Below are 18872 nucleotides of genomic sequence, written 5' to 3'. Positions count from 1 at the left end.
AATCCAGCATCTAAAATCCAGCATCCAGCATCACTTCCCCGCCAGACCAACCTGCGCCGCCAAACGGGTAATTTCCTGCTGAATCAGGTCAGGTACGCGGGCATCCCAGGTAGATGGCAGGCCATAAACCATCTGTGACGAAGCCCCTTCGTAGCCGCCTTCGGTCAGGATGGTGGCCGATGGAATGTAGCCCATCACATCATTGGAATAGCCCATGACAAAGACATCCTGCCCGAAGCGCTGTTTGCAGGCAATGGTATAGGCAATGACCAGTTCCCCGCCAAAGCTGAAGATCGGCTGATCGCCCAGTTGCCAGAGCTGCATCGGGTAGGGATACGACGACCGGAAGGACTTGCCCTGCTGCTTCTCGGTCAGCAGGCGGGTAGCCCACTTCCTCATGTAGGGAGCCTCGTCCTGCTGCGTCTTTTTCAGGTCGGCTTCGGTTGGAGGGGGCGACAGTGGCAGTTCGATCTCGGAATAAGCCGTTTTCGCCTGTGCCGCTAACGGCCGCATGGGCTCTTCGAGCACACATTCGACGGCCGCTGCCAGCTCCCGGCCGTATTGTTTTGCCAGCGGAATTGTCCGGCGCGGCAGGGGATTCTGGTCGCCGGCCCCACCCTGAAAAAACAGGGCAGTTGTGCCCGGAAATGTTTTTTCCAGTTCAATCTGGGCAAAGCCCGGGTAATCGCCCGAAAACTGATACAGGTCCAGTACCGTCGGGTGACAGGCGTAGCCAAACGTAATGGCCTTCAGCTTACCCGTAGCCGTTACAACCTTGATGACCGGCACCGCATAATCGTTCGGGCCTTTCAGTTCGGTTTGTTCCCGCAATGCGCCTTCCTTATTATTCCGCCGGTTTACCTGAAACCGCGTGACACCGTTCCGGGCAAAGAGTTCGGCGGGTTCGAGGTCTGCCATGGCTGTAGCCACCAGTGCCGTGATCTGCGTTTCAAGTTTCCGGGAGTACGCGTCAATTCTGGCCTGTTCGGTTGCATTAAGCGGGTAAATATCCTGCAGGGCGTCGTACAAAACCGGTCCCGAATGCGTATGTGAGCTATTCAGGATAATCTGGCTTTTGTCGAGGCCGAGCGTCTTTTTCAGCTGTTCCCGAATACGGTCCGACATGGCTTTGGGAAAGCCCAGCATATCGGTCGTGACCAGCACCAGCCGTTTGCCGTTTTCGTCTTCCAGCGCCAGGGCCTTGGCCCATAAGTCGTGCAGTTTTCCATCCGAAGCATGGGTCCGCGACGCGTAGCCTGCCTGCCAGAGGGGGCCCTCCGGTGTAATAACTACCTTCGCCACGCCGGCCTTCCAGCCCTTGCCTGCCACCGGCGAACAAACCAGCAACACGGCTATCCAAAGCAGTTTTTTCATTTAAGGCTCACGAGTTTATCGGCGTGCCGGTAGATTTTTTCAATAGCATCGGCGATTTCGTCCATGTCGGCGCGGGTGCCCAACAGCATATTCTGGGTAAACCAGACCGCCTCTTCGTTGCAGATGCGGTCATTTTCCGGACAATGATTTTGGGTAACATACTGGTTAAAATCCAGCTGTTTTTTCGGGTACATTTTCCGGTAATTCTTCGACTGGAACGCATCATTGAGGTACGGCATGTTGTTCAGGGTAGCGTACCCTTTTGAGCAGGGAATACCTTCGGCGCTCAGCGCTTTCAGGAAAATATCCCGCGACAGCCCCTTAAAGGCGTCCTTTTTGTAGCGGAACGGGAAGAGGTGAAACGCTGCCCGCGTCACATGATCGTAGAGTTTGTAAGGCACGACCCCCGGAATCGTTTCAATTTTTGCTTTCAGGTAGGCCGCATTCTCATTGCGCAGGGTTGTTTCGGCATCCAGGCGCTTCAGCTGCGCCAGCCCGATGGCCGCCTGATATTCGGTAATCCGCTGTTTATTGCCCTGCATAATCGTTCCGGCACCGATTACCCCCGAGGCCATACCATAGGGGTTGCCGTAGTTATGGTACGAAAAGCAGCGGTCCATAAACAGGTCGTTGTTACTGACAATGGCACCGGCCTCCCCGATGGCCAGATTTTTCGAGTTCTGGAAGCTGAAACACCCCGCATCCCCGAACGTACCGACCTTCTGGTGGTTGATTTCGGCCATGTGCGCCTGACAGGCGTCTTCAATAACGGCCAGTTTGTGCTTTTTCGCAATGGCCAGAATGGCCGGCATGTCGGCGGGTAAGCCGAGAATATGCACCGGAATAATCGCCCTGGTTCTCGGCGTTATTTTCGCCTCTATTTTAGCCGGATCGATCTGAAACGTGGCCGGGTCAATATCGACGAACACCGGCATGGCTCCGTTGGCGAGAATCGGGGCTACCGTACCGATGAACGTGTAGGGCGGCACCAATACCTCATCGCCCCCCCGGATATCGAGCTGGGCCAGGGCCGTAATCAGGGCGTTGGTACCGTTCACTACCGCCAGTGACCGCTTCGCCCCAACGGTTCTGGCCCATTCATTTTCAAACTCAGTTACCACACCGGCCCGCGACCAGACCCCGCTGCGAATGACCTCCAGCAACCGCTTTTCGTCGGTTTCCGGCTTCCAGACGGGCCATGCAGGCCATTCTTTACTGCGGATTGGTTTTCCGCCCAGTAGTGCAGGCGGTTCTGCCACCGAATGCGACGTGGCTATGGCGGGCCGGTCAGTCGCCGCGGTTGCGGCATGCGTCAGCAGGGACGGGGCAAGCACAGCCCCCAGCCCGGATAGGGAGTTCCGTTTAATGAACTCACGGCGAGAAACATGTTGAGCAGGCATTTATTTTAATGAGTGATTGAGTGAATGAGTGATTGAGTGAAAGAGTGACAGGATATTTCGCTCTTTCGCTCAATCACTCATTCACTCATTATTTTTTGATGACACTGGCAAGCGTAACCGGAATGCCGCCGCGGCGTTTGCTTTCGTCGGCGGCCTCCATGAAGGCAAAAATTTCAAGGGTTTCTTCGGGTGTGACCGGCACTTCACCGGTTTCGAAGTAATGGACAATGTCTTTCAGCAGCGGTTCGTAGCCGCCGTACGGGCCGAGTACAATATTGCCGTTCTGCGTGTAGACTGTCCCGCCGTAATCGTGTTTGCCGGTCCGGGTCCCGCGGAAGGTTCCGACGCGGCCGTCTGCCCACGTCCCGACAACAATGTCTGTCCCGTCGTTATGCACCCGGACAACCTGCCGGCAGCCGGTACCCATGACCGTATACAGCGTTTCGACGCCATGAATACCGTACCAGAACAAATCAGGATGCGTTTTCTCCAGCACCGCCGGACTAAATGTATCCGCCCCGACAACCGTTTTCTTATCTACTTTTTCAATCCCTTTTATATGTCGCAGCGACGAAGCCGAAAAGATCGGGATGTTGTATTTACGCGATGCCTCAAAGATGGCAATGGCATCCGGCAACGAGGCAGCAATGGGCTTATCAATAAATAACCGCTTTCCGGCTTTCAGCACCTGCAACGCCTGTTCGAGGTGTAGCCGCCCGTCGTTGGTTTCGAGCAAGACCACGTCCACTTTCCTGAGCAGATCGCTGATGGAGTCAACGATCTCAACATTCAGTTTTTTTACTTCGTCTGTATAGCCGGGAATCCGTTTAGTACTGCTTTCAATGTCTTTGCTGCCATATGGGTAAGCGGCCACAATGGTATACCCCAGAAAATCGGGGCTGGCGTCAGGACTGTTCAGGGCTTTGGTAAAGGCCGTACTGTGTGAGGTATCGAGGCCGATGATGCCGACCCGCTTACCGGTGGCTACCGCTTTTTTATTGGCCAGTGCCGGAAGGGCAGCTCCCAGTACCAGGCTACTCATGGTTGCATGCTTAACAAATTTCCGTCGGCTGTAGAGTGAATGCGTCATTCTGACTAATTAGCTTGAACGTTGATAAAAACTTGAGAAATTATGGTAGTATAAGCAGCAATGATGTGTTTTTTTATGTAATTAATTTTACCTTTACAAAGATAGCTAAAAATTGTTTACATTTTCACACATTTTTTGACTACAAAATGAAGGTTGATTCGCTGGCAAATAAAGTTTATATAGAACTCCGCCGTAAAATACTCTCAAACCAGCTTGGGGCCGGTACCCGCCTGAAAGAAGACATCTGGGCTAAACGACTGGAAGTGAACCGCATGGCGGTCCGTGAAGCCCTTACCCGCCTGCTCGGCGAACAACTGATTGTTACCGGCGAGAAAGGGGGCTATTTCGTAAAATCCATGTCGGCCGACGATATCCGTCAGATCAGGGAGCTACGGGAAGTACTGGAATTAGGCGCGATCAGGCTAGCTATCCAGAAAATTGACGAAAAAGGGCTCGGCCGCCTTGAGGAGATATGTAATGATTTTTCGTCGATGGTCGAACGTGGTTATTTTGGCGGAGCCTGTGAGGCCGATGTTAAATTCCATGAGACCATTATCGATTGCGCTCAGAATGATAAGCTTAAAGATCTGTACGAACTGAGCAATATCCCGCTGTTTCATCAGAAGCTGGGTAAAACACAGATCCACATGGATGATTACGAATTAACAGACCAGGAACATCGGCAGTTGCTGAAGGCGCTTCGCGAACGCGATCTCAAACTAGCCGAAGAAACCCTTTCCCGGCACCTGATTCGTGGGGAAGTCGCCGTACTTGAACTGGAAGATCAATAGTTCTCCTTCCTACAAAGACCTGATAATCAAACGCATTATTACTATAGTACGTTACCGGCCCCGGCACCTTAGTCTTACTTCGTGTCAGGGCTTTTTTATGGGTATCTCCCTTAGCAGGCATTTCTATGCCGGTAATCCGAAAAATGTAAACAATATCTGAATGCTACTCTGGCCGTTCATCGCTGGCCAGAGTCAGAATACCCTCTGTGCCCGCTAGCCTATAGTACACGTAATTAAGTATACTTTATACATATAGGCTCCATTTTGTGCAGTATTTGCGTTTTTTCGGGTTTATCAAAAAAAACTTTGCCCTTCAGTTGACTTTGTTTACAAAATAAGCTTTTCTTTGTAAACATATTCTACGGCGATTATTCGCCACCCCGTAAAAATCTCAATACTTTATGAAAGACCTTATGCAGTCCGTTCACAGCGATTCCGGCGACAATCCATTCCGTAACCGGCGCGCTGTTTAGCGTTCACATGATTTGCCGGTAACCGGCCGGCAGACCGGGTTTCCTGCGTACTTTTTTTTTGCTTTCCGGGGATTTATTCCCTGATTTTTCGCGACACATTTTTATGCCGGTTTCCGGATGATCTGCGATTGCAGCAAACCGGCATAAGGCTGTTTTTCCGGCTGATTGAGGAGGTAGGTGTTCAGTACCAGTACACACAAAGCGTAACTGTTTTTTCAACTTAAATAGATCATGATTCGCTCTTTACTCCTTCCAAAAGAAAAGGTCTGCATGCTGCTTCTATGCATGCTCACGTCCGTCATGGTATGGGCGCAGACACCCATTAAAGGTAAAGTCATTGCTTCCGACGATCAGCAACCGATTGCCGGAGCAGCGATCCTCCTCAAAGGCAACACCACCAACGGCACCACAACCGGCGCCGATGGTACCTTCACGATCAATGCCTCTCCCGGTGCCACGCTGATCGTTTCCTACATCGGCTACGTCACTCAGGAATTTCCGATTGGTAATCAGACGAATCTGTCCATCGTTCTGACTCCGTCCGTAACCTCACTCAGCGAAGTGGTCATCACGGGCTATTCGTCGGAGCGTAAAAAAGACATTACCGGCTCCGTATCCATTGTGGACATGAAAGCCCTTAAATCGATACCGGCCGGCTCGGCGGTTCAGGCACTACAAGGCCAGGCTGCGGGTGTAAACGTGATCAGTTCAGGGGCACCGGGCAGCCCGAGCAACATCTTTATCCGTGGGATCAGCTCGTTTGGTAACGCCCAGCCGCTGGTATTGGTTGACGGTGTGCAGGCCGAACTGAACGATGTCAGCGCCGACGACATCGAATCAATGCAGGTACTGAAAGATGCCGGTGCCGCCTCAATTTACGGGGTACGGGGGTCAAACGGTGTGATCATCGTTACCACTAAGAAAGGCAAATCAGGCGCTCCGGTTATTTCATACGACGCCTATTACGGCAGTCAGCAGCCACTGAAAGGCAACGTATTTAACCTCCTGAATTCGCAGGACTTTGCCACGCTGACCAAACTGGCCTATCCGAATACCAGTCTGTTCAAAAACGGCATCCCTGATTTCTCCTACCGGGGTCCGGGCGCTACCGGGGTCGGTAATACCGGCGATGCGGCAGTTGACCCGTCAAAATACAATTTCGACGCTGCGAACCCGGCCAGCAACTACCTGATCCAGAGATTGAATAAAACCGGAACGGACTGGTTTCATGAGCTCTTCAAAACTGCTCCCATGACCAACCATAACCTGACTGCCAGCGGTGGTACCGACAAGTCGAACTATCTGGTTTCGCTGGGTTATTTCAATCAGCAGGGCACCATGATCGAATCGTATCTAAAACGTTACTCGGCCCGCGTAAATACCCAGTTCAAGGTGAAAAACAATGTCCGGGTAGGCGAAAACATGTACGTTTTCTACAAGCAGAATCCGGGTTTCGATAACCTCAGCAGCGGCAACCCGATTGCATGGACCTACCGCAATATGCCAATCATTCCGGTGTATGACATCAAAGGCAACTACGGCGGGACATTCACGGGTCCGGAACTGGGCAGTTCGTCAAACCCCGTTGCGGTCCAGAAAAGCACGGTAAACAATAAGAGCAATACGTGGGACATCGTGGGGAATATCTTCGCCGAAGTTGACTTCCTGAAACACTTTACGGCTCGGACCAGCATTGGCGGAACCATTGACAACCAGTATTATACCAATTTCACGTTCACGCCGTATAACAACTCGGAAGGCAACACTAACCCGAATTCGTTTGCCGAAACAGCCCTGTATAACAGCACCACCATGTGGACGAATACACTGACGTATCTGAACGCATTCGGGAAACACAACCTGAAAGTCATTGCCGGTTCGGAAGCCATCCGCAACTACGGCCGTTACCTGACCGGTTCGTCAAGTGGCTTGTTCTCAACCAGTTTCGACTACCTGAGCCTTTCCAACGGAACGACCAACATCACCAACGCCAGCAGTGCCTATAACAACACCCTCTTTTCGGTGTTTGGCCGGGCCGACTACTCGTTCGACGACAAATACCTGCTGGGCGTTACGGTTCGCCGCGATGGCTCTTCGCGCTTCGGTGCCAATCGCCGGTACGGTGTTTTCCCTTCGTTCTCAGCAGGCTGGCGCGTAACAGGCGAGGAGTTTATGAAGAACGTAACGTGGCTCAACGACCTGAAAATCCGGGGCAGCTACGGGGTACTGGGTTCGCAGAATAACGTTAGCCCGGCCAACGCGTTTACCCTCTTCGGCGGTAACTTTGCCAACGCTTACTATGACATCACCGGTGCGGCCAAACTGTCGCAGGGCTTCGCCCAGATCAGCATCGGCAACCCGAATACGGGCTGGGAAGAGAACATCGTCACCAACGTTGGTTTCGACGCCAGTATCCTGAATAACAAACTCGACATCTCCCTGGAATATTACAAAAAGTCGATCAACGGTCTGCTCTTTACCCAACCGCTGCCGGCGTCGGCGGGCGGAGCCACGGCACCAACCGTGAACATCGGCGATATTCAGAACAAAGGGGTTGACCTGGCCGCTACGTATAGAGGCACCGTTAACAACGACCTGAAGTTTACGATCGGTGCGAACATTACGACGTACAAAAATGAAGTGGTAAACATTCCGAACCCTGGTTATTTCGATGCGGCCAATACGCAGAACCTCGGTACGGTTATCCGCAACCAGGTGGGTCAGCCGGTGAGTTCATTCTTTGGCTACAAAGTGCTTGGCCTGTTCCAGAGTGATGCCGATGTGTCGTCGTCACCAACGCAGAGCGGGGCAGCCCCGGGGCGCTTTAAATATCAGGACGTGAACGGCGACGGTCAGATCACGGCTGCTGACCGGACATTCCTCGGCAACCCGAACCCTGATTTCACGTACGGCCTGAACCTTGGCGTAACCTACAAAAACTTCGATTTCTCGACCACGCTCTTCGGTTCGCAGGGCAACGAAATCTATAATACCATCAAGTCGTTTACGCACTTTTTCAGCACGTATGTGGGCGCCAAAAGCAACGACCTGCTGAATGCCTGGAGCCCGACCAACACCGGTTCGTCGATCCCGAAAATTGAGTCAACCGGTTCATTCAGTTCGTCGGGGGTATCGAACTCCTTCTATGTCGAAGACGGCTCATTCCTGAAAATGCGGTCGCTGATCATCGGCTATACTGTCAGTCCTTCGACCCTGAAACGGTTCGGGATGAATAAGCTCCGGATTTATGCACAGGGGGCTAACCTGTTCACCCTGACCAAATACAGCGGCCTCGACCCTGAAATCAGCGGCAACAGCTCGGCCTTTGGTGTTGACTATGCCAACTATCCCAACAACCAGAAAAACTTCATTCTCGGCTTAAATCTTTCTTTCTAACAATACCTAACACATTGCCAATCATGAAAAGACTTTCTCTTCGACTCCTGGCAAGTTGCCTGGTATTAATCTCGGCAACCAACGCCTGTAACAAAGAATACCTCGAAATCGGCGCTCTTGGCTCGACCAGTGAAACAACGCTGGCCAACAAGGCGGGGGTAAAAGGCTTACTGACCGGTGCCTACTCCCTGCTCGACGGCTGGGGTGTACCCAACACTACGTATTACTTTGTCGGTGTCAGTAACTGGATTTTCGGCGGTGTTACGTCAGATGACGCCCATACCGGCACGCAGGCTTCGGCGCTGCCCCCGATGGAAGCCGTAGAAAGCTATAACTACGATGCGTCGATGGCTCCGTTCAACAACAAATGGATGGTGCTGTATGCCGGTGTGCAGCGGGCTAACGACGTGCTGCGTGTCCTGGCCCAGACGACCGACCCGTCACTAACGGCCGAAGAAGCCAAACAAATCAAGGCCGAAGCGACGTTCCTGCGGGCAGTTTATCACTTTGAAGCCGCAAAACTATGGGAAAATATCCCGTATCTGGACGAGACTGTGAGCTATGCCAACAGCAATTACAACGTCGCCAATACAACGTCGCCGTGGCCTAAGCTGGAAGCTGATTTCAAATTTGCGGCCGATAACCTCAGCGCGACGAAGACGGAAGTTGGCCGGGCAAACAGCTGGGCCGCCAAGGCATTCCTTGCCAAGACGTATATGTTCCAGGACAAATACACGGAAGCCAAAGCCATACTGACCGACATTATTGCCAACGGTGTAACGGCTTCGGGGGCAAAATATGCGCTGGTCAACTACGCCGACAACTTCAACCCGTCGAAGAAAAACGGACCCGAATCGGTATTTGCGGTGCAGATGTCGGTTGCAGACTCTTACCAGAACGGCAACTACGGCGATGCGCTGAACTTCCCGATGGGTGGACCTGCTACCTGCTGCGGTGCCTATCAGCCGTCGTTCAGCCTCGTGAACTCGTACAAAACAGACCCGGCGACTGGTCTGCCGCTCATCGACACCTTCAACGATTCGGACATTGCCAACGACCAGAATATTGAAAGCAGCGCCCCGTTTACCCCCTATCAGGGTACGCTCGACGCCCGGCTCGACTGGACTGTTGGCCGCCGTGGCATCCCGTATCTCGACTGGGGCGTTCACCCGGGGAAGGCATGGATCCGTGTACAGGCGGTAGCCGGTCCGTATAGCCCGATAAAAACCATCTACTATCAGGCGCAAGCCGCTACCACATCGGCTTTTTCACGCTGGACGTCCAACAATTACACCATGATCCGGTTTGCTGATGTCTTGTTGTGGGCTGCGGAGTGTGAGGTTGAAATCGGGAGTCTGGCACAGGCACAGACGTACGTGAATATGGTACGGGCACGGGCCGCTAATCAGGCTGGCTGGGTTAAAAAGTACGTGGACAACACGGCCCCGCTGAAAGGCTTTACCAACGAACCGGCAGCAAATTACAAGGTTGGTCTGTATACAACCGAGTTCACGACCAAAGGCAAGGATTTTGCCCGCGAAGCTGTCCGGTTTGAGCGCAAGCTGGAGCTGGCGATGGAAGGCCACCGCTTCTTTGACCTCCGCCGCTGGGACAACGGCACCGGCTACATGGCCAATACCCTGAATGCTTACGTAAAACACGAAACCTCGATTCCGGGCTACGACTTTACGTATATGAAAGGAGCTACGTTCAAGAAAGGCAAAAACGAAATTTACCCTATTCCACAGGCACAGATTGACCTGAGCGTCGTAAACGGTACGTCAGTACTGAAACAAAACACAGGGTATTGATGATTGACGCCGTCGTCGTAGAGCCGCAATATTTTGCGGCTCATTTTTCCAAAACCTGTAATCACGGCTCTTTGCCAAATATTCCTTACAGCATACTTTCTATAAAATACAGCTAACTAGTATGTACTTATTTTCAGCGTATATTTTTCGGTTTATCTTACAAATGAATTGTTGATGTTCATTTAACTATATCAAAAATGAGGCGCAAAATTTTGCGTCTCTACAAGTCAAATAAATTATGTTATTTTTTGCGTCTACCTATTCTGATAATAACCGGTATTCTAAGGACCATGTTGTATTGCTTCCGTTGGGAGCAATTGAACAGCACGGGCCCCATTTATCGGTGTCGACAGATACAGATATTGTCACAAAAATTGCGCAGAAAGCGGAGGCTGTATTACCGGACAAAATCCTGCTTTGCCCTACCCTGCCCTTCGGTTCGAGTGATCATCACCTGTACTTTGGGGGCACATTAAGCATTGCTCCGGATTTGTATACAAAAGTGATTATTGACCTGGTGCAGTCACTGGTCCTTTCCGGAGCCAAACGCATTGTTCTGCTGAACGGGCATGGGGGAAATATCACGCCGGTCAAGCAGGCGCTGGCGATCCTGAGCAAGCGTTTCGACGAGAGCCATCAGCCTACGATTGCCCTGGCTACGTACTGGGAGCTGGCGGGAAAGGCTTTTGCCGGAGACGTCCCCATGGAAAGCCCCGCCCTGAGCCATGCCTGTGAATACGAAACCAGCCTGATGCTGCACCTGTATCCCGAAAAGGTATGGATGGATCGGGCCGAACGCGCTAAACGGCCGGCCAGCAACGGGTATATCCCCTGGGAAGACGATGAAGCATATCGCGGGGTAACTGTATTTAAACAAACTGCCTTTATCTCAAGCAACGGCAGCAGTGGTGAGCCCCGGCTAGGCACCGCCGAAAAAGGTAAACATTTATTTGAGCAGGCTGTAAACAATTTAGTTAACTTCCTGTCGTCATTCAGTACATGGCCATTGTCTGATAAACTGGCTGAATAAGCATGCAGAAGATCGAAATAAAACATCCCGCTAAAGCCGTTAACACCGGTGCCTACTCCTCAGGCGTACAGGTGGGCAATTTACTGTTCGTCAGTGGTCAGGGTCCGCTGGATCTTGAGACCGGTGAGGTGCTGCACGGTACAATTGAAGAAGAAACGTTGCTTACGCTCTCGCACGTACAGAAGATTGTGGAAGCGGCGGGCGGAACAATTGACAACATTGTGAAATGTACGGTACACCTCGAAAACATACAGGAGTTTGATCGCTACAATGCGGCTTACGCCTCTTTTTTCAGCGGTGTGTTGCCCGCACGGACGACGGTACAGTCGGTCCTTTCGGATGGCATCAAGATCGAAATCGACGCCATCGCCGTACTTCCTGACCAGGCTTAATTTACTCAACGTTATGATTTCTCACACACGCATCGGTACCGTCGGACTCGGCCTTATGGGTAGCAGCATTGCCACCTGTATTCTGGCTGCCGGTCATGAGGTTACGTCGCTGATTAAAGACATGAGCACCGCCGGAGAAGCCCGCGAACGAATCCGCGGCTTTCTGACACAGCTCCGGGGGGAAGGCTTGCTGACCGATGCACCCGAAACGATCCTGGACCGGCTGACCATCACAGACGATGTTACCCGGTTAGCGGGTATTGAGGTAGTTATTGAATCGATCATTGAACATGTGGACGAGAAAAAATCGGTCTACCAGCGTCTGGAGACCGTACTTTCGCCCACGGCCATCATCGGCAGCAATACCTCAGCCATCCCGGTGACCATACTCCAGCAGGGGTTGACGCATCCGGAACGTGTCCTGGGCATCCACTGGGCCGAACCGGCACACATAACCCGCTTCATGGAAATTATCTGCGGCAACGACTCCGACGAGCAATATGCTTATAAAATGGCAGCGATTGCCGAAAGCTGGGGCAAAGAGCCGTCGGTACTCCGGAAAGACATCCGCGGGTTTATTACCAACCGCATCATGTATGCCATGCTGCGCGAAGCCTTCCACCTCGTCGAAAACGGTTATGCAACCATTGAAGACGTCGACCGCTCCCTCCGGAACGATCTTGGCTACTGGATCACCTTTGCCGGCCCGTTCCGGTTTATGGATCTGACCGGCATTCCGGCTTACCTGACCGTTATGAAAGACCTGTTTCCTGATCTCAGCAATGCCCGGGAAACACCGGCGATGATGGAAAAACTGGTGGCGGCCGGGGCAAAGGGCGTTCAGAATGCACAGGGCTTTTATCCCTATTCCACCGAATCGGCCGCACACTGGGAGGAACAGTTCATTGCCTTCAGCTATGACATCCGCAAACTGGCCCGTAAATATTCGTCAGACGCTATCGAACCGCAATCATGACACGCATTCAATCCATCAAAGCCACGCAGGTGATTGTGCCCGCCAAACCGAACAGCCTCAACTCAGAGGAGGTAATCGACAAGGACGCGGCCTTTGCCCAAAAGTTCCTGACCGGTGAGCGCTGGACAGAATTTGCCAATCAACCCAAATGGATCATTGAGCTGACGCTTCAGAACGGGCTGACCGGGATCGGCGAAACCTACCGGAGCGCCTCGGGCGAACTGCTCCATGAGGCCATGCAGCCGTTTGTCGGGCAGGATGTACTGAAACTGAACTGGCGCCGCCTGCCCGTGGCAGATCAGCGGATATACGAAGCCTTTGAAACGGCGGTCCTGGATGTCGTCGGGAAACTGTTACAGGCCCCCGTTTCCCAGTTGCTGGGCGGAGCCTGCCGCGACCGCATCGACTGCTTTGGCTGGACCGGTCGCCGGACGCCGGAAGATGCAGCACAGAAAGCCTTCGAAGCCATGCAGAAAGGCCACAAGGCCTTCAAATTCAAGTGCTCGGATGAAGATCCGGTGCGTCTGTGGACCGAAGAAATCAAGAAAAAGTGCGGCGACGGCATTAAAATCCTCCTCGATCCGAACCAGCGCTGGACCGACGTAGCCACCACGCTCCGGCTCATGGAAGGCGTTGAACAGGATATCATGCTCGGTCTCGAAGACCCGATCCTGCATGCCGATGTGGCCGGCTTCAAGTACCTGCGCGAAACCCTCGGCATCCCCATGTTCCGGCATATTTCGCTGCCCTATACCCAGGATATCCGCGACATGATTGCCTTTGTCCGGGCCGACGCAGTCGATGGGTATAACTTCAACGGTTCGGCCTATAACTGCGTACTGCTGGCCGAAATCGCCCATCTGGAAGGTAAATCCTGCTGGCGGGGCTCCGAAGTCGACCTCGGCATTGCTGAAACCATGGGGCTGCATATTGCCGCCGCCAGCATCAACTGCACCATCCCGTCGGATCTGTTCGGCGAACTCGTCCGGACCGACGATCTGATTGTGCAGCCCATCGAATTCGTGGACGGAGCCGCACTGGTTCCGCAGGGGCACGGCCTCGGTATTGAACTGGATGTCGAGGCACTTGCCCGATTCTCAACCGGTCAGACCTTACTCAGCCAATTATGAAAAAGTCAATCGTCTCGTGGTCGATCCTGTTCTTCTGCAACCTGATCTGGGCCTTTCACTTTACCAGCATCAAGCTGACACAGGACCAGGTCGGGCCCTATTTCACGGTCTGGGCACCTATGCTGCTGGCCACCATTTTTCTGGGGCCGTTTGTTGTCCGTGACTTCCGGAAGGGGGGTAAAAAGCTAAGCGATGCCCTGATTTTTGTGCAGCTGGCCGCGCTGGGAGCCTTTCCCTCGCAGGTGCTGATGACCTGGGGAACGCAGTTTTCGCTGGCGAGTAATGCCGCCATCATGGTCATGATTCTGCCGGTAGTAACGGCCGTGTTTGCCTTTCTGCTCCTCAACGAAAAGATGAACACCGCCCGCTGGATCAGCTTTGTGATTGCCATTGCCGGTGTGGCGCTCTGCTCTACCGACGACATCAAACGCGTTGACCTGAGCTCGCGTTACGCCCTCGGCAACGTGCTTATTTTTCTGGCTATTCTCGGCAATGCCTATTACAATGTGGGGTGCAAAAAAGTGGCCGACCGGTTTACCGAAATGGAAATGGTGTTTTACACCTATCTGGTAATGTCGATTCTGCTGACCCCCTTAGTGCTTTATTACGAACCCTATATGTTTGGCCGTATTCCTGAGTTTACGACCAATACATGGATTGGCATGATTTCCCTCACGCTCTTTCACAATTTCCTGTCGATGCTCCTGTTTTTCAAAGCCTTGAAAAATCTGGATGCTACGCAGGTCGCGATCTCAAATTATCTGATTACGTTCATGGGGTTACCTATTGCAGCCATCTGGCTGGGCGAAACCCTGAACCAGCAAGCCATTATCGGTGGCATTCTGGTCTTAGCCTCGACGTTGATTCTGTCGATCGTCGACAATAAAGTACAACAAAAGAAAGTGGTTACCAAAAATCAAGAACCAGCCAGGTTATGACAACTGTAGAAAACGAACTTTTCGGCGTAGTGCCTATCGTTCCGACGCCCTTTACTGAAAACGAAGAAATTGATGAAGCCGCCCTTCGCGATCTGATCGACTTTGCCATCGAAGGCGGCATCAAGGCCGTTTGCCTGCCAGCGTATGCCAGTGAGTTTTATAAGCTGACTGACGAAGAAAAGCTTCAGGTAGTGCGGGTGGCCGTCGAACACGCCGCCGGCCGGCTTAAAATCGTTGCCCAGTCCAACCATCCGTCGCTCAAGGTAGCGATCAAGCTGGCGCAGGCCAACGTAGCTGCCGGTGCCGATGTCGTCTCGCTGGCCGTTCCGCGTATTTTCAGCCTGCCGGAAGCGTCGCTGAAGGTGTATCTGTCGGAGTTTTTACAATCCATTCCGGATACGCCGGTGCTGATTCAGGATTTCAATCCGGGAGGCTCGTCGATCAGTGTCGGGTTCATTAAAGAGCTGATGGACGAAAACCCGAACTTCAAATACCTGAAACTCGAAGAGCCGCTTTGTGCACCGAAGTTTGAAAGCATCATCCAGGCAACCGGTGACCGGATCGGGCTTTTTGAAGGCTGGGGCGGACTGTATATGCTCGAACTCGTACCGGTAGGGATCCGTGGGGTAATGCCCGGACTTGCGGTGGCGGATATCCTGCAAAAAATCTTTACCCTCCGCACATCGGGCGAAGATGCGAAAGCCTTTGAACTGTTTGAACGCGTCATGCCACAGATTTTCTTCTCGCTGCAAAACATGGAGCTGTTCCACTATGCCGAGAAGGAGTTGCTGATGGCGCGCGGGGTGCTGCGGAACAGTATTGCCCGTAAAGCTGCCTACATCCCTGATCCGTCGTCCATCAGTTATATCCGTGAACTAAACCAGCGTGTACTCGATATCGTTAACGACGAAAAATACGGTATCCGTGCAGTAGAAAAAGCGGTTTACTGATTAATAAATGTATAATTATTAATGAACAATGTGTAATGAGCATCCGCCAGCCGGTACGTTACTGACTATATAAATGTATCAGCCAGTCACAGCTCCACATTATCCATTCTACATTTTACATTATTCATTCAAGAAAACATCACTTTTCAATGGGAGATTTTAGCGGACAGGTTGCGCTGATTACCGGGGCAGCGTCGGGGATCGGTTTGGCCGTAGCGAAGAAATTACTGGCCGACGGCGCACAGGTGGCCCTGCTCGACTTCAACGGCGAGGCCCTCAACGAGCACTTTGGCAGTTACGGGGTGCAGGCACATCTGGTAGCTATCGACATCACCGATGAGGCACGGGTAGCTGAAGCCATTCAGGCGGTTCACGCGCACTTCGGCCAGATCGACAGCCTGGTCAACTGCGTCGGGATTACGGGCGTCACAAACATAAAAAGCCATGAAGTAACGAGCGAAAATCTGCATAAGGTATTCGAAGTCAACTTCATGAGCAGTTTTTATACCTCAAAAGCGGTGCTGCCATTTATGATCGAACGCCGCTACGGCCGGATTCTGCACATCGCCTCTATTGCCGGTAAGGAAGGTAATGCCGGTATGCTGGCCTACTCAGCGTCGAAGGCCGCCGTGATTGGTATGGCCAAAGTGCAGGGTAAGGAATACGCCGAATTCGGCATTACGGTCAACGCTCTTGCCCCTGCTGTGATCCGGACACCGCTCGTCGATGCCATGCCCGAACAACAGGTGACGTATATGACCGACAAAATTCCGATGAAGCGGTGTGGTACTCTCGATGAGGCGGCAAATCTGGTTGCCTATATTGTATCGCCTCAGAACAGCTTTACCACCGGCTTTACCTTCGACCTGTCGGGCGGCCGCGCCACGTATTAATAATTGGTTAACCACATAGACACATAGTAAACATAGAATTATTGCGGTGCTCTGTATAGCGAAGGCAATAGTTTACCAGTTCAAACAGCTACCTCACAGACGCATAGTGTACATTTTTCTAATGTGCCCTATGTGTCTTATGTGGTAAAACAGCTTTTTTTTCCAATGACAAAGGGTCTTTTTTTGATAGCATTTTGCTTGTGCTGGCTCGGGGTCCGGGCACAGCAACCCGTTTTGCTGCCGAAGCCGCAGACCGTTCAGTATGGCCAGGGCAGTGTACCGGTCCGCCAACTGACGGTCTACACACCACCCAATGCCACGAAAGACATACTGTTTGCCCTGAATGAGCTAAAACAGTTCCTCGCTAACCAAAGTGGTGCTGCCGTAAAACAGGCGGCAACCGCGACAACGTCAGCTATACGGTACAAAGTCCGGTCGGCCGGACAGGAGCTGCCGGGGACCGACGAAGCGACCAACGGCAACGCCCGCGAAAAATACAGCCTGACCATCAACGCCAAAGGCATTACCATTGACGCACAAACGTCGGCCGGCCTTTATTATGCCGTTCAGACCATCCGGCAGTTGATCCAGGGGCAAGGCGCTTCGGCTTCGCTCCCTTTCGTTTCGATTCAGGACAGTCCCAAACTGGCCTATCGGGGCGTAATGATGGACTTTGCCCACGGCGGTTTGCTGACCGTCGATGAAATCAAGCGCCAGATCGACTTTCTGGCCCGCTTCAAAACAAACCAGTATTATTTTTACAACGAAGTCAGCATTGAGCTTGACGGCTTTCCGACTCTCAACTACGGCGCCGCCTACACGAAAGCCCAGATCCGGGACATCATCGCCTACGCCCGCCAGCGGCACATGGATGTTATCCCGTTTGTGAATTTTTACGGCCACCTGCACGAGCTTATCCGCAACGAAAAGTTTGCGTCCATGGCCATCGGGCACTACGGCCACGAGCTTGACCCGCGTGACCCGGCCGTTAAGGAACTGCTTACGAACTGGATCAGGCAATACACGGCTTTGTTCAGCAGCCCGTTTATTCACGTAGGTTTTGACGAGACCTGGGAAACCAAGCGGCTCGCCGGTGACCCGGCCAACAAAATTGATCCGGAAACGTACTATGTCGATCAGCTGACGTTTGTCAGCGAGGCGTTTAAGCCCTACGGCAAAACGCTCATGGCCTGGACCGACATGAACCTGTTCTACCCCAATATACTGCCCAAATTTCCGGCCGGTGTCATTCCGGTCATCTGGGAGTATACGCCGGATACAACGGCCATTTATACCTACCTGAACCCCGTTTTACAGGCTAAGAAGCCTTTTTTTATCCAGCCGGCCGTATCGGGCTGGGGGCATATCTATCCGTCGTCAGACTACACGTATACCAACATTGACCTCTGCCTGAAAACCGGCCTCAAACACAACACCCGTGGGTTTATCACCTCGGTATGGACCGATTCTGTCGAACCGTTTGTCAGCGCGTCATGGCTTTTTATGGCCTATGGCTGCATCGGCGCATGGCAGGGCACTCCCCCTGACAAACAGACCTTTACCCAACAGTATACACAGGTCGTTTATCCGTCAATCGCCACCGAACTACGGTCTGCCTTTGATCATCTTGCAGTGGCCGGCACCTTTCTGGAAAAGTGCCTAGGGAAGAATACCGGTAGCCTGCCCCGCGGAACACTGGTCGAAAGCTGGTCGAATCCGTTTCAGCCTTATTACCTGGCGAATACCACCGCCCATCTGGCCGACTTCGAAGCCGTCCGGCAACATACCGAAGAAGCGCAGGGAGCCCTGATTAACGCCCTGTCAAAAGCAACCCGGAAAGACAGCAGCTTTGTGTTTTCGATGCTCGTAACCGCACGGCTTATCAACTATTCGGCCATGCGTTTTCTGTGGGCCAAAGCTATCTGTGACCGGTGGAATGATGCCATGGTGACCAAAAAGAAAGAAGATTATGTATTTTACGATCTGACGTACCCGTGTCATAGTCTGCTGGTGGATGCCATGGACGAAACCGGTGAACTGAAAAGCCTGTATGCGAAAGCCTGGCTTTCTGAAAACATGCCTTACCGGCTCAACACCATGCTGGGCCGGTTCGACCTTGATTTTAGTCTCTGGCGCAAACTGCACCTGAACGTACTCGACTTCAAAATTCAGAAGAAAACCGACCCGATCAAGCCGTTTGACGTTATGTTTACCCCTGACTTTTAACC

General features: G+C 52.5%; 14 protein-coding genes. 11 read left to right on the top strand and 3 right to left on the bottom strand.

All coding sequences use genetic code 11. The annotated features are described in order from the left end of the window. Positions 1-30 precede the first annotated feature (30 nt). The 3 genes from BLX24_RS01830 to BLX24_RS01820 all read right to left on the bottom strand — a co-directional run bounded on the left by BLX24_RS01830 (position 31) and on the right by BLX24_RS01820 (position 3816). Entirely contained in the window at positions 31-1374 is a 1344-nt protein-coding gene (locus BLX24_RS01830) for a neutral/alkaline non-lysosomal ceramidase N-terminal domain-containing protein (protein WP_071501364.1), read from the bottom strand. Beyond that, complete coding sequence (locus tag BLX24_RS01825) at positions 1371-2774, bottom strand: DegT/DnrJ/EryC1/StrS family aminotransferase (RefSeq protein WP_071501363.1); 1404 nt, start codon at positions 2772-2774, stop codon at positions 1371-1373. Before BLX24_RS01825 ends, BLX24_RS01830 begins: the two co-directional genes overlap by 4 nt. A gap of 88 nt (positions 2775-2862) precedes the next feature. After that, positions 2863-3816 carry a Gfo/Idh/MocA family protein gene (locus BLX24_RS01820; RefSeq protein ID WP_374754989.1) on the bottom strand — a complete coding sequence of 318 codons (954 nt, stop codon included), beginning with the start codon at positions 3814-3816 and terminating at the stop codon, positions 2863-2865. A gap of 194 nt (positions 3817-4010) precedes the next feature. Between BLX24_RS01820 and BLX24_RS01815 the strand changes: the two genes are divergently transcribed. The 11 genes from BLX24_RS01815 to BLX24_RS01765 all read left to right on the top strand — a co-directional run bounded on the left by BLX24_RS01815 (position 4011) and on the right by BLX24_RS01765 (position 18870). Further along, entirely contained in the window at positions 4011-4655 is a 645-nt protein-coding gene (locus BLX24_RS01815) for a GntR family transcriptional regulator (RefSeq protein WP_071501777.1), read from the top strand. Positions 4656-5413: 758 nt separating this feature from the next. After that, on the top strand, positions 5414-8524 hold the full coding sequence (locus BLX24_RS01810) for a SusC/RagA family TonB-linked outer membrane protein (RefSeq protein ID WP_083421748.1): 3111 nt from the start codon (positions 5414-5416) through the stop codon (positions 8522-8524). A 23-nt stretch (positions 8525-8547) separates the two neighbouring features. Beyond that, entirely contained in the window at positions 8548-10335 is a 1788-nt protein-coding gene (locus BLX24_RS01805) for a RagB/SusD family nutrient uptake outer membrane protein (RefSeq protein ID WP_071501360.1), read from the top strand. 238 nt (positions 10336-10573) lie between these two features. After that, positions 10574-11365, top strand: a complete 792-nt coding sequence (locus tag BLX24_RS01800) for a creatininase family protein (protein WP_071501359.1) — start codon at positions 10574-10576, stop codon at positions 11363-11365. Positions 11366-11367: 2 nt separating this feature from the next. Further along, positions 11368-11757, top strand: a complete 390-nt coding sequence (locus BLX24_RS01795; protein WP_071501358.1) for a RidA family protein — start codon at positions 11368-11370, stop codon at positions 11755-11757. 13 nt (positions 11758-11770) lie between these two features. Next, positions 11771-12733: a 3-hydroxyacyl-CoA dehydrogenase family protein gene (locus tag BLX24_RS01790; RefSeq protein WP_071501357.1), complete on the top strand. Its 963-nt coding sequence runs from the start codon at positions 11771-11773 to the stop codon at positions 12731-12733. After that, on the top strand, positions 12730-13863 hold the full coding sequence (locus BLX24_RS01785) for a mandelate racemase/muconate lactonizing enzyme family protein (protein ID WP_071501356.1): 1134 nt from the start codon (positions 12730-12732) through the stop codon (positions 13861-13863). The genes BLX24_RS01790 and BLX24_RS01785 overlap by 4 nt, the downstream gene beginning before the upstream one ends. Then, positions 13860-14801 (top strand): DMT family transporter, encoded by a 942-nt coding sequence (locus BLX24_RS01780; RefSeq protein ID WP_071501355.1) that lies wholly within the window; start codon positions 13860-13862, stop codon positions 14799-14801. The genes BLX24_RS01785 and BLX24_RS01780 overlap by 4 nt, the downstream gene beginning before the upstream one ends. After that, on the top strand, positions 14798-15751 hold the full coding sequence (locus BLX24_RS01775) for a dihydrodipicolinate synthase family protein (protein ID WP_071501354.1): 954 nt from the start codon (positions 14798-14800) through the stop codon (positions 15749-15751). Before BLX24_RS01780 ends, BLX24_RS01775 begins: the two co-directional genes overlap by 4 nt. Before the next feature lie 149 nt (positions 15752-15900). Next, positions 15901-16644: an SDR family NAD(P)-dependent oxidoreductase gene (locus BLX24_RS01770; RefSeq protein ID WP_071501353.1), complete on the top strand. Its 744-nt coding sequence runs from the start codon at positions 15901-15903 to the stop codon at positions 16642-16644. 165 nt (positions 16645-16809) lie between these two features. Then, positions 16810-18870 carry a beta-N-acetylhexosaminidase gene (locus tag BLX24_RS01765; protein ID WP_071501352.1) on the top strand — a complete coding sequence of 687 codons (2061 nt, stop codon included), beginning with the start codon at positions 16810-16812 and terminating at the stop codon, positions 18868-18870. The last annotated feature ends 2 nt before the right edge of the window (positions 18871-18872 follow it).

Origin of the sequence: Arsenicibacter rosenii (genome assembly GCF_001870735.1) — a bacterium.
Taxonomy (GTDB): Bacteria; Bacteroidota; Bacteroidia; order Cytophagales; family Spirosomataceae; genus Arsenicibacter; species Arsenicibacter rosenii.
Note: the sequence above shows the minus strand (reverse complement) of the source record. Positions and strands in the feature narration are given on the sequence as shown.

Bases quoted from the DNA above. Each gene is read 5' to 3' on its own strand.
- BLX24_RS01830 (WP_071501364.1), bottom strand. From the start codon at position 1,374: ATGAAAAAACTGCTTTGGATAGCCGTGTTGCTGGTTTGTTCGCCGGTG.
- BLX24_RS01825 (WP_071501363.1), bottom strand. From the start codon at position 2,774: ATGCCTGCTCAACATGTTTCTCGCCGTGAGTTCATTAAACGGAACTCC.
- BLX24_RS01820 (WP_374754989.1), bottom strand. From the start codon at position 3,816: ATGAGTAGCCTGGTACTGGGAGCTGCCCTTCCGGCACTGGCCAATAAA.
- BLX24_RS01815 (WP_071501777.1), top strand. From the start codon at position 4,011: ATGAAGGTTGATTCGCTGGCAAATAAAGTTTATATAGAACTCCGCCGT.
- BLX24_RS01810 (WP_083421748.1), top strand. From the start codon at position 5,414: ATGCTCACGTCCGTCATGGTATGGGCGCAGACACCCATTAAAGGTAAA.
- BLX24_RS01805 (WP_071501360.1), top strand. From the start codon at position 8,548: ATGAAAAGACTTTCTCTTCGACTCCTGGCAAGTTGCCTGGTATTAATC.
- BLX24_RS01800 (WP_071501359.1), top strand. From the start codon at position 10,574: ATGTTATTTTTTGCGTCTACCTATTCTGATAATAACCGGTATTCTAAG.
- BLX24_RS01795 (WP_071501358.1), top strand. From the start codon at position 11,368: ATGCAGAAGATCGAAATAAAACATCCCGCTAAAGCCGTTAACACCGGT.
- BLX24_RS01790 (WP_071501357.1), top strand. From the start codon at position 11,771: ATGATTTCTCACACACGCATCGGTACCGTCGGACTCGGCCTTATGGGT.
- BLX24_RS01785 (WP_071501356.1), top strand. From the start codon at position 12,730: ATGACACGCATTCAATCCATCAAAGCCACGCAGGTGATTGTGCCCGCC.
- BLX24_RS01780 (WP_071501355.1), top strand. From the start codon at position 13,860: ATGAAAAAGTCAATCGTCTCGTGGTCGATCCTGTTCTTCTGCAACCTG.
- BLX24_RS01775 (WP_071501354.1), top strand. From the start codon at position 14,798: ATGACAACTGTAGAAAACGAACTTTTCGGCGTAGTGCCTATCGTTCCG.
- BLX24_RS01770 (WP_071501353.1), top strand. From the start codon at position 15,901: ATGGGAGATTTTAGCGGACAGGTTGCGCTGATTACCGGGGCAGCGTCG.
- BLX24_RS01765 (WP_071501352.1), top strand. From the start codon at position 16,810: ATGACAAAGGGTCTTTTTTTGATAGCATTTTGCTTGTGCTGGCTCGGG.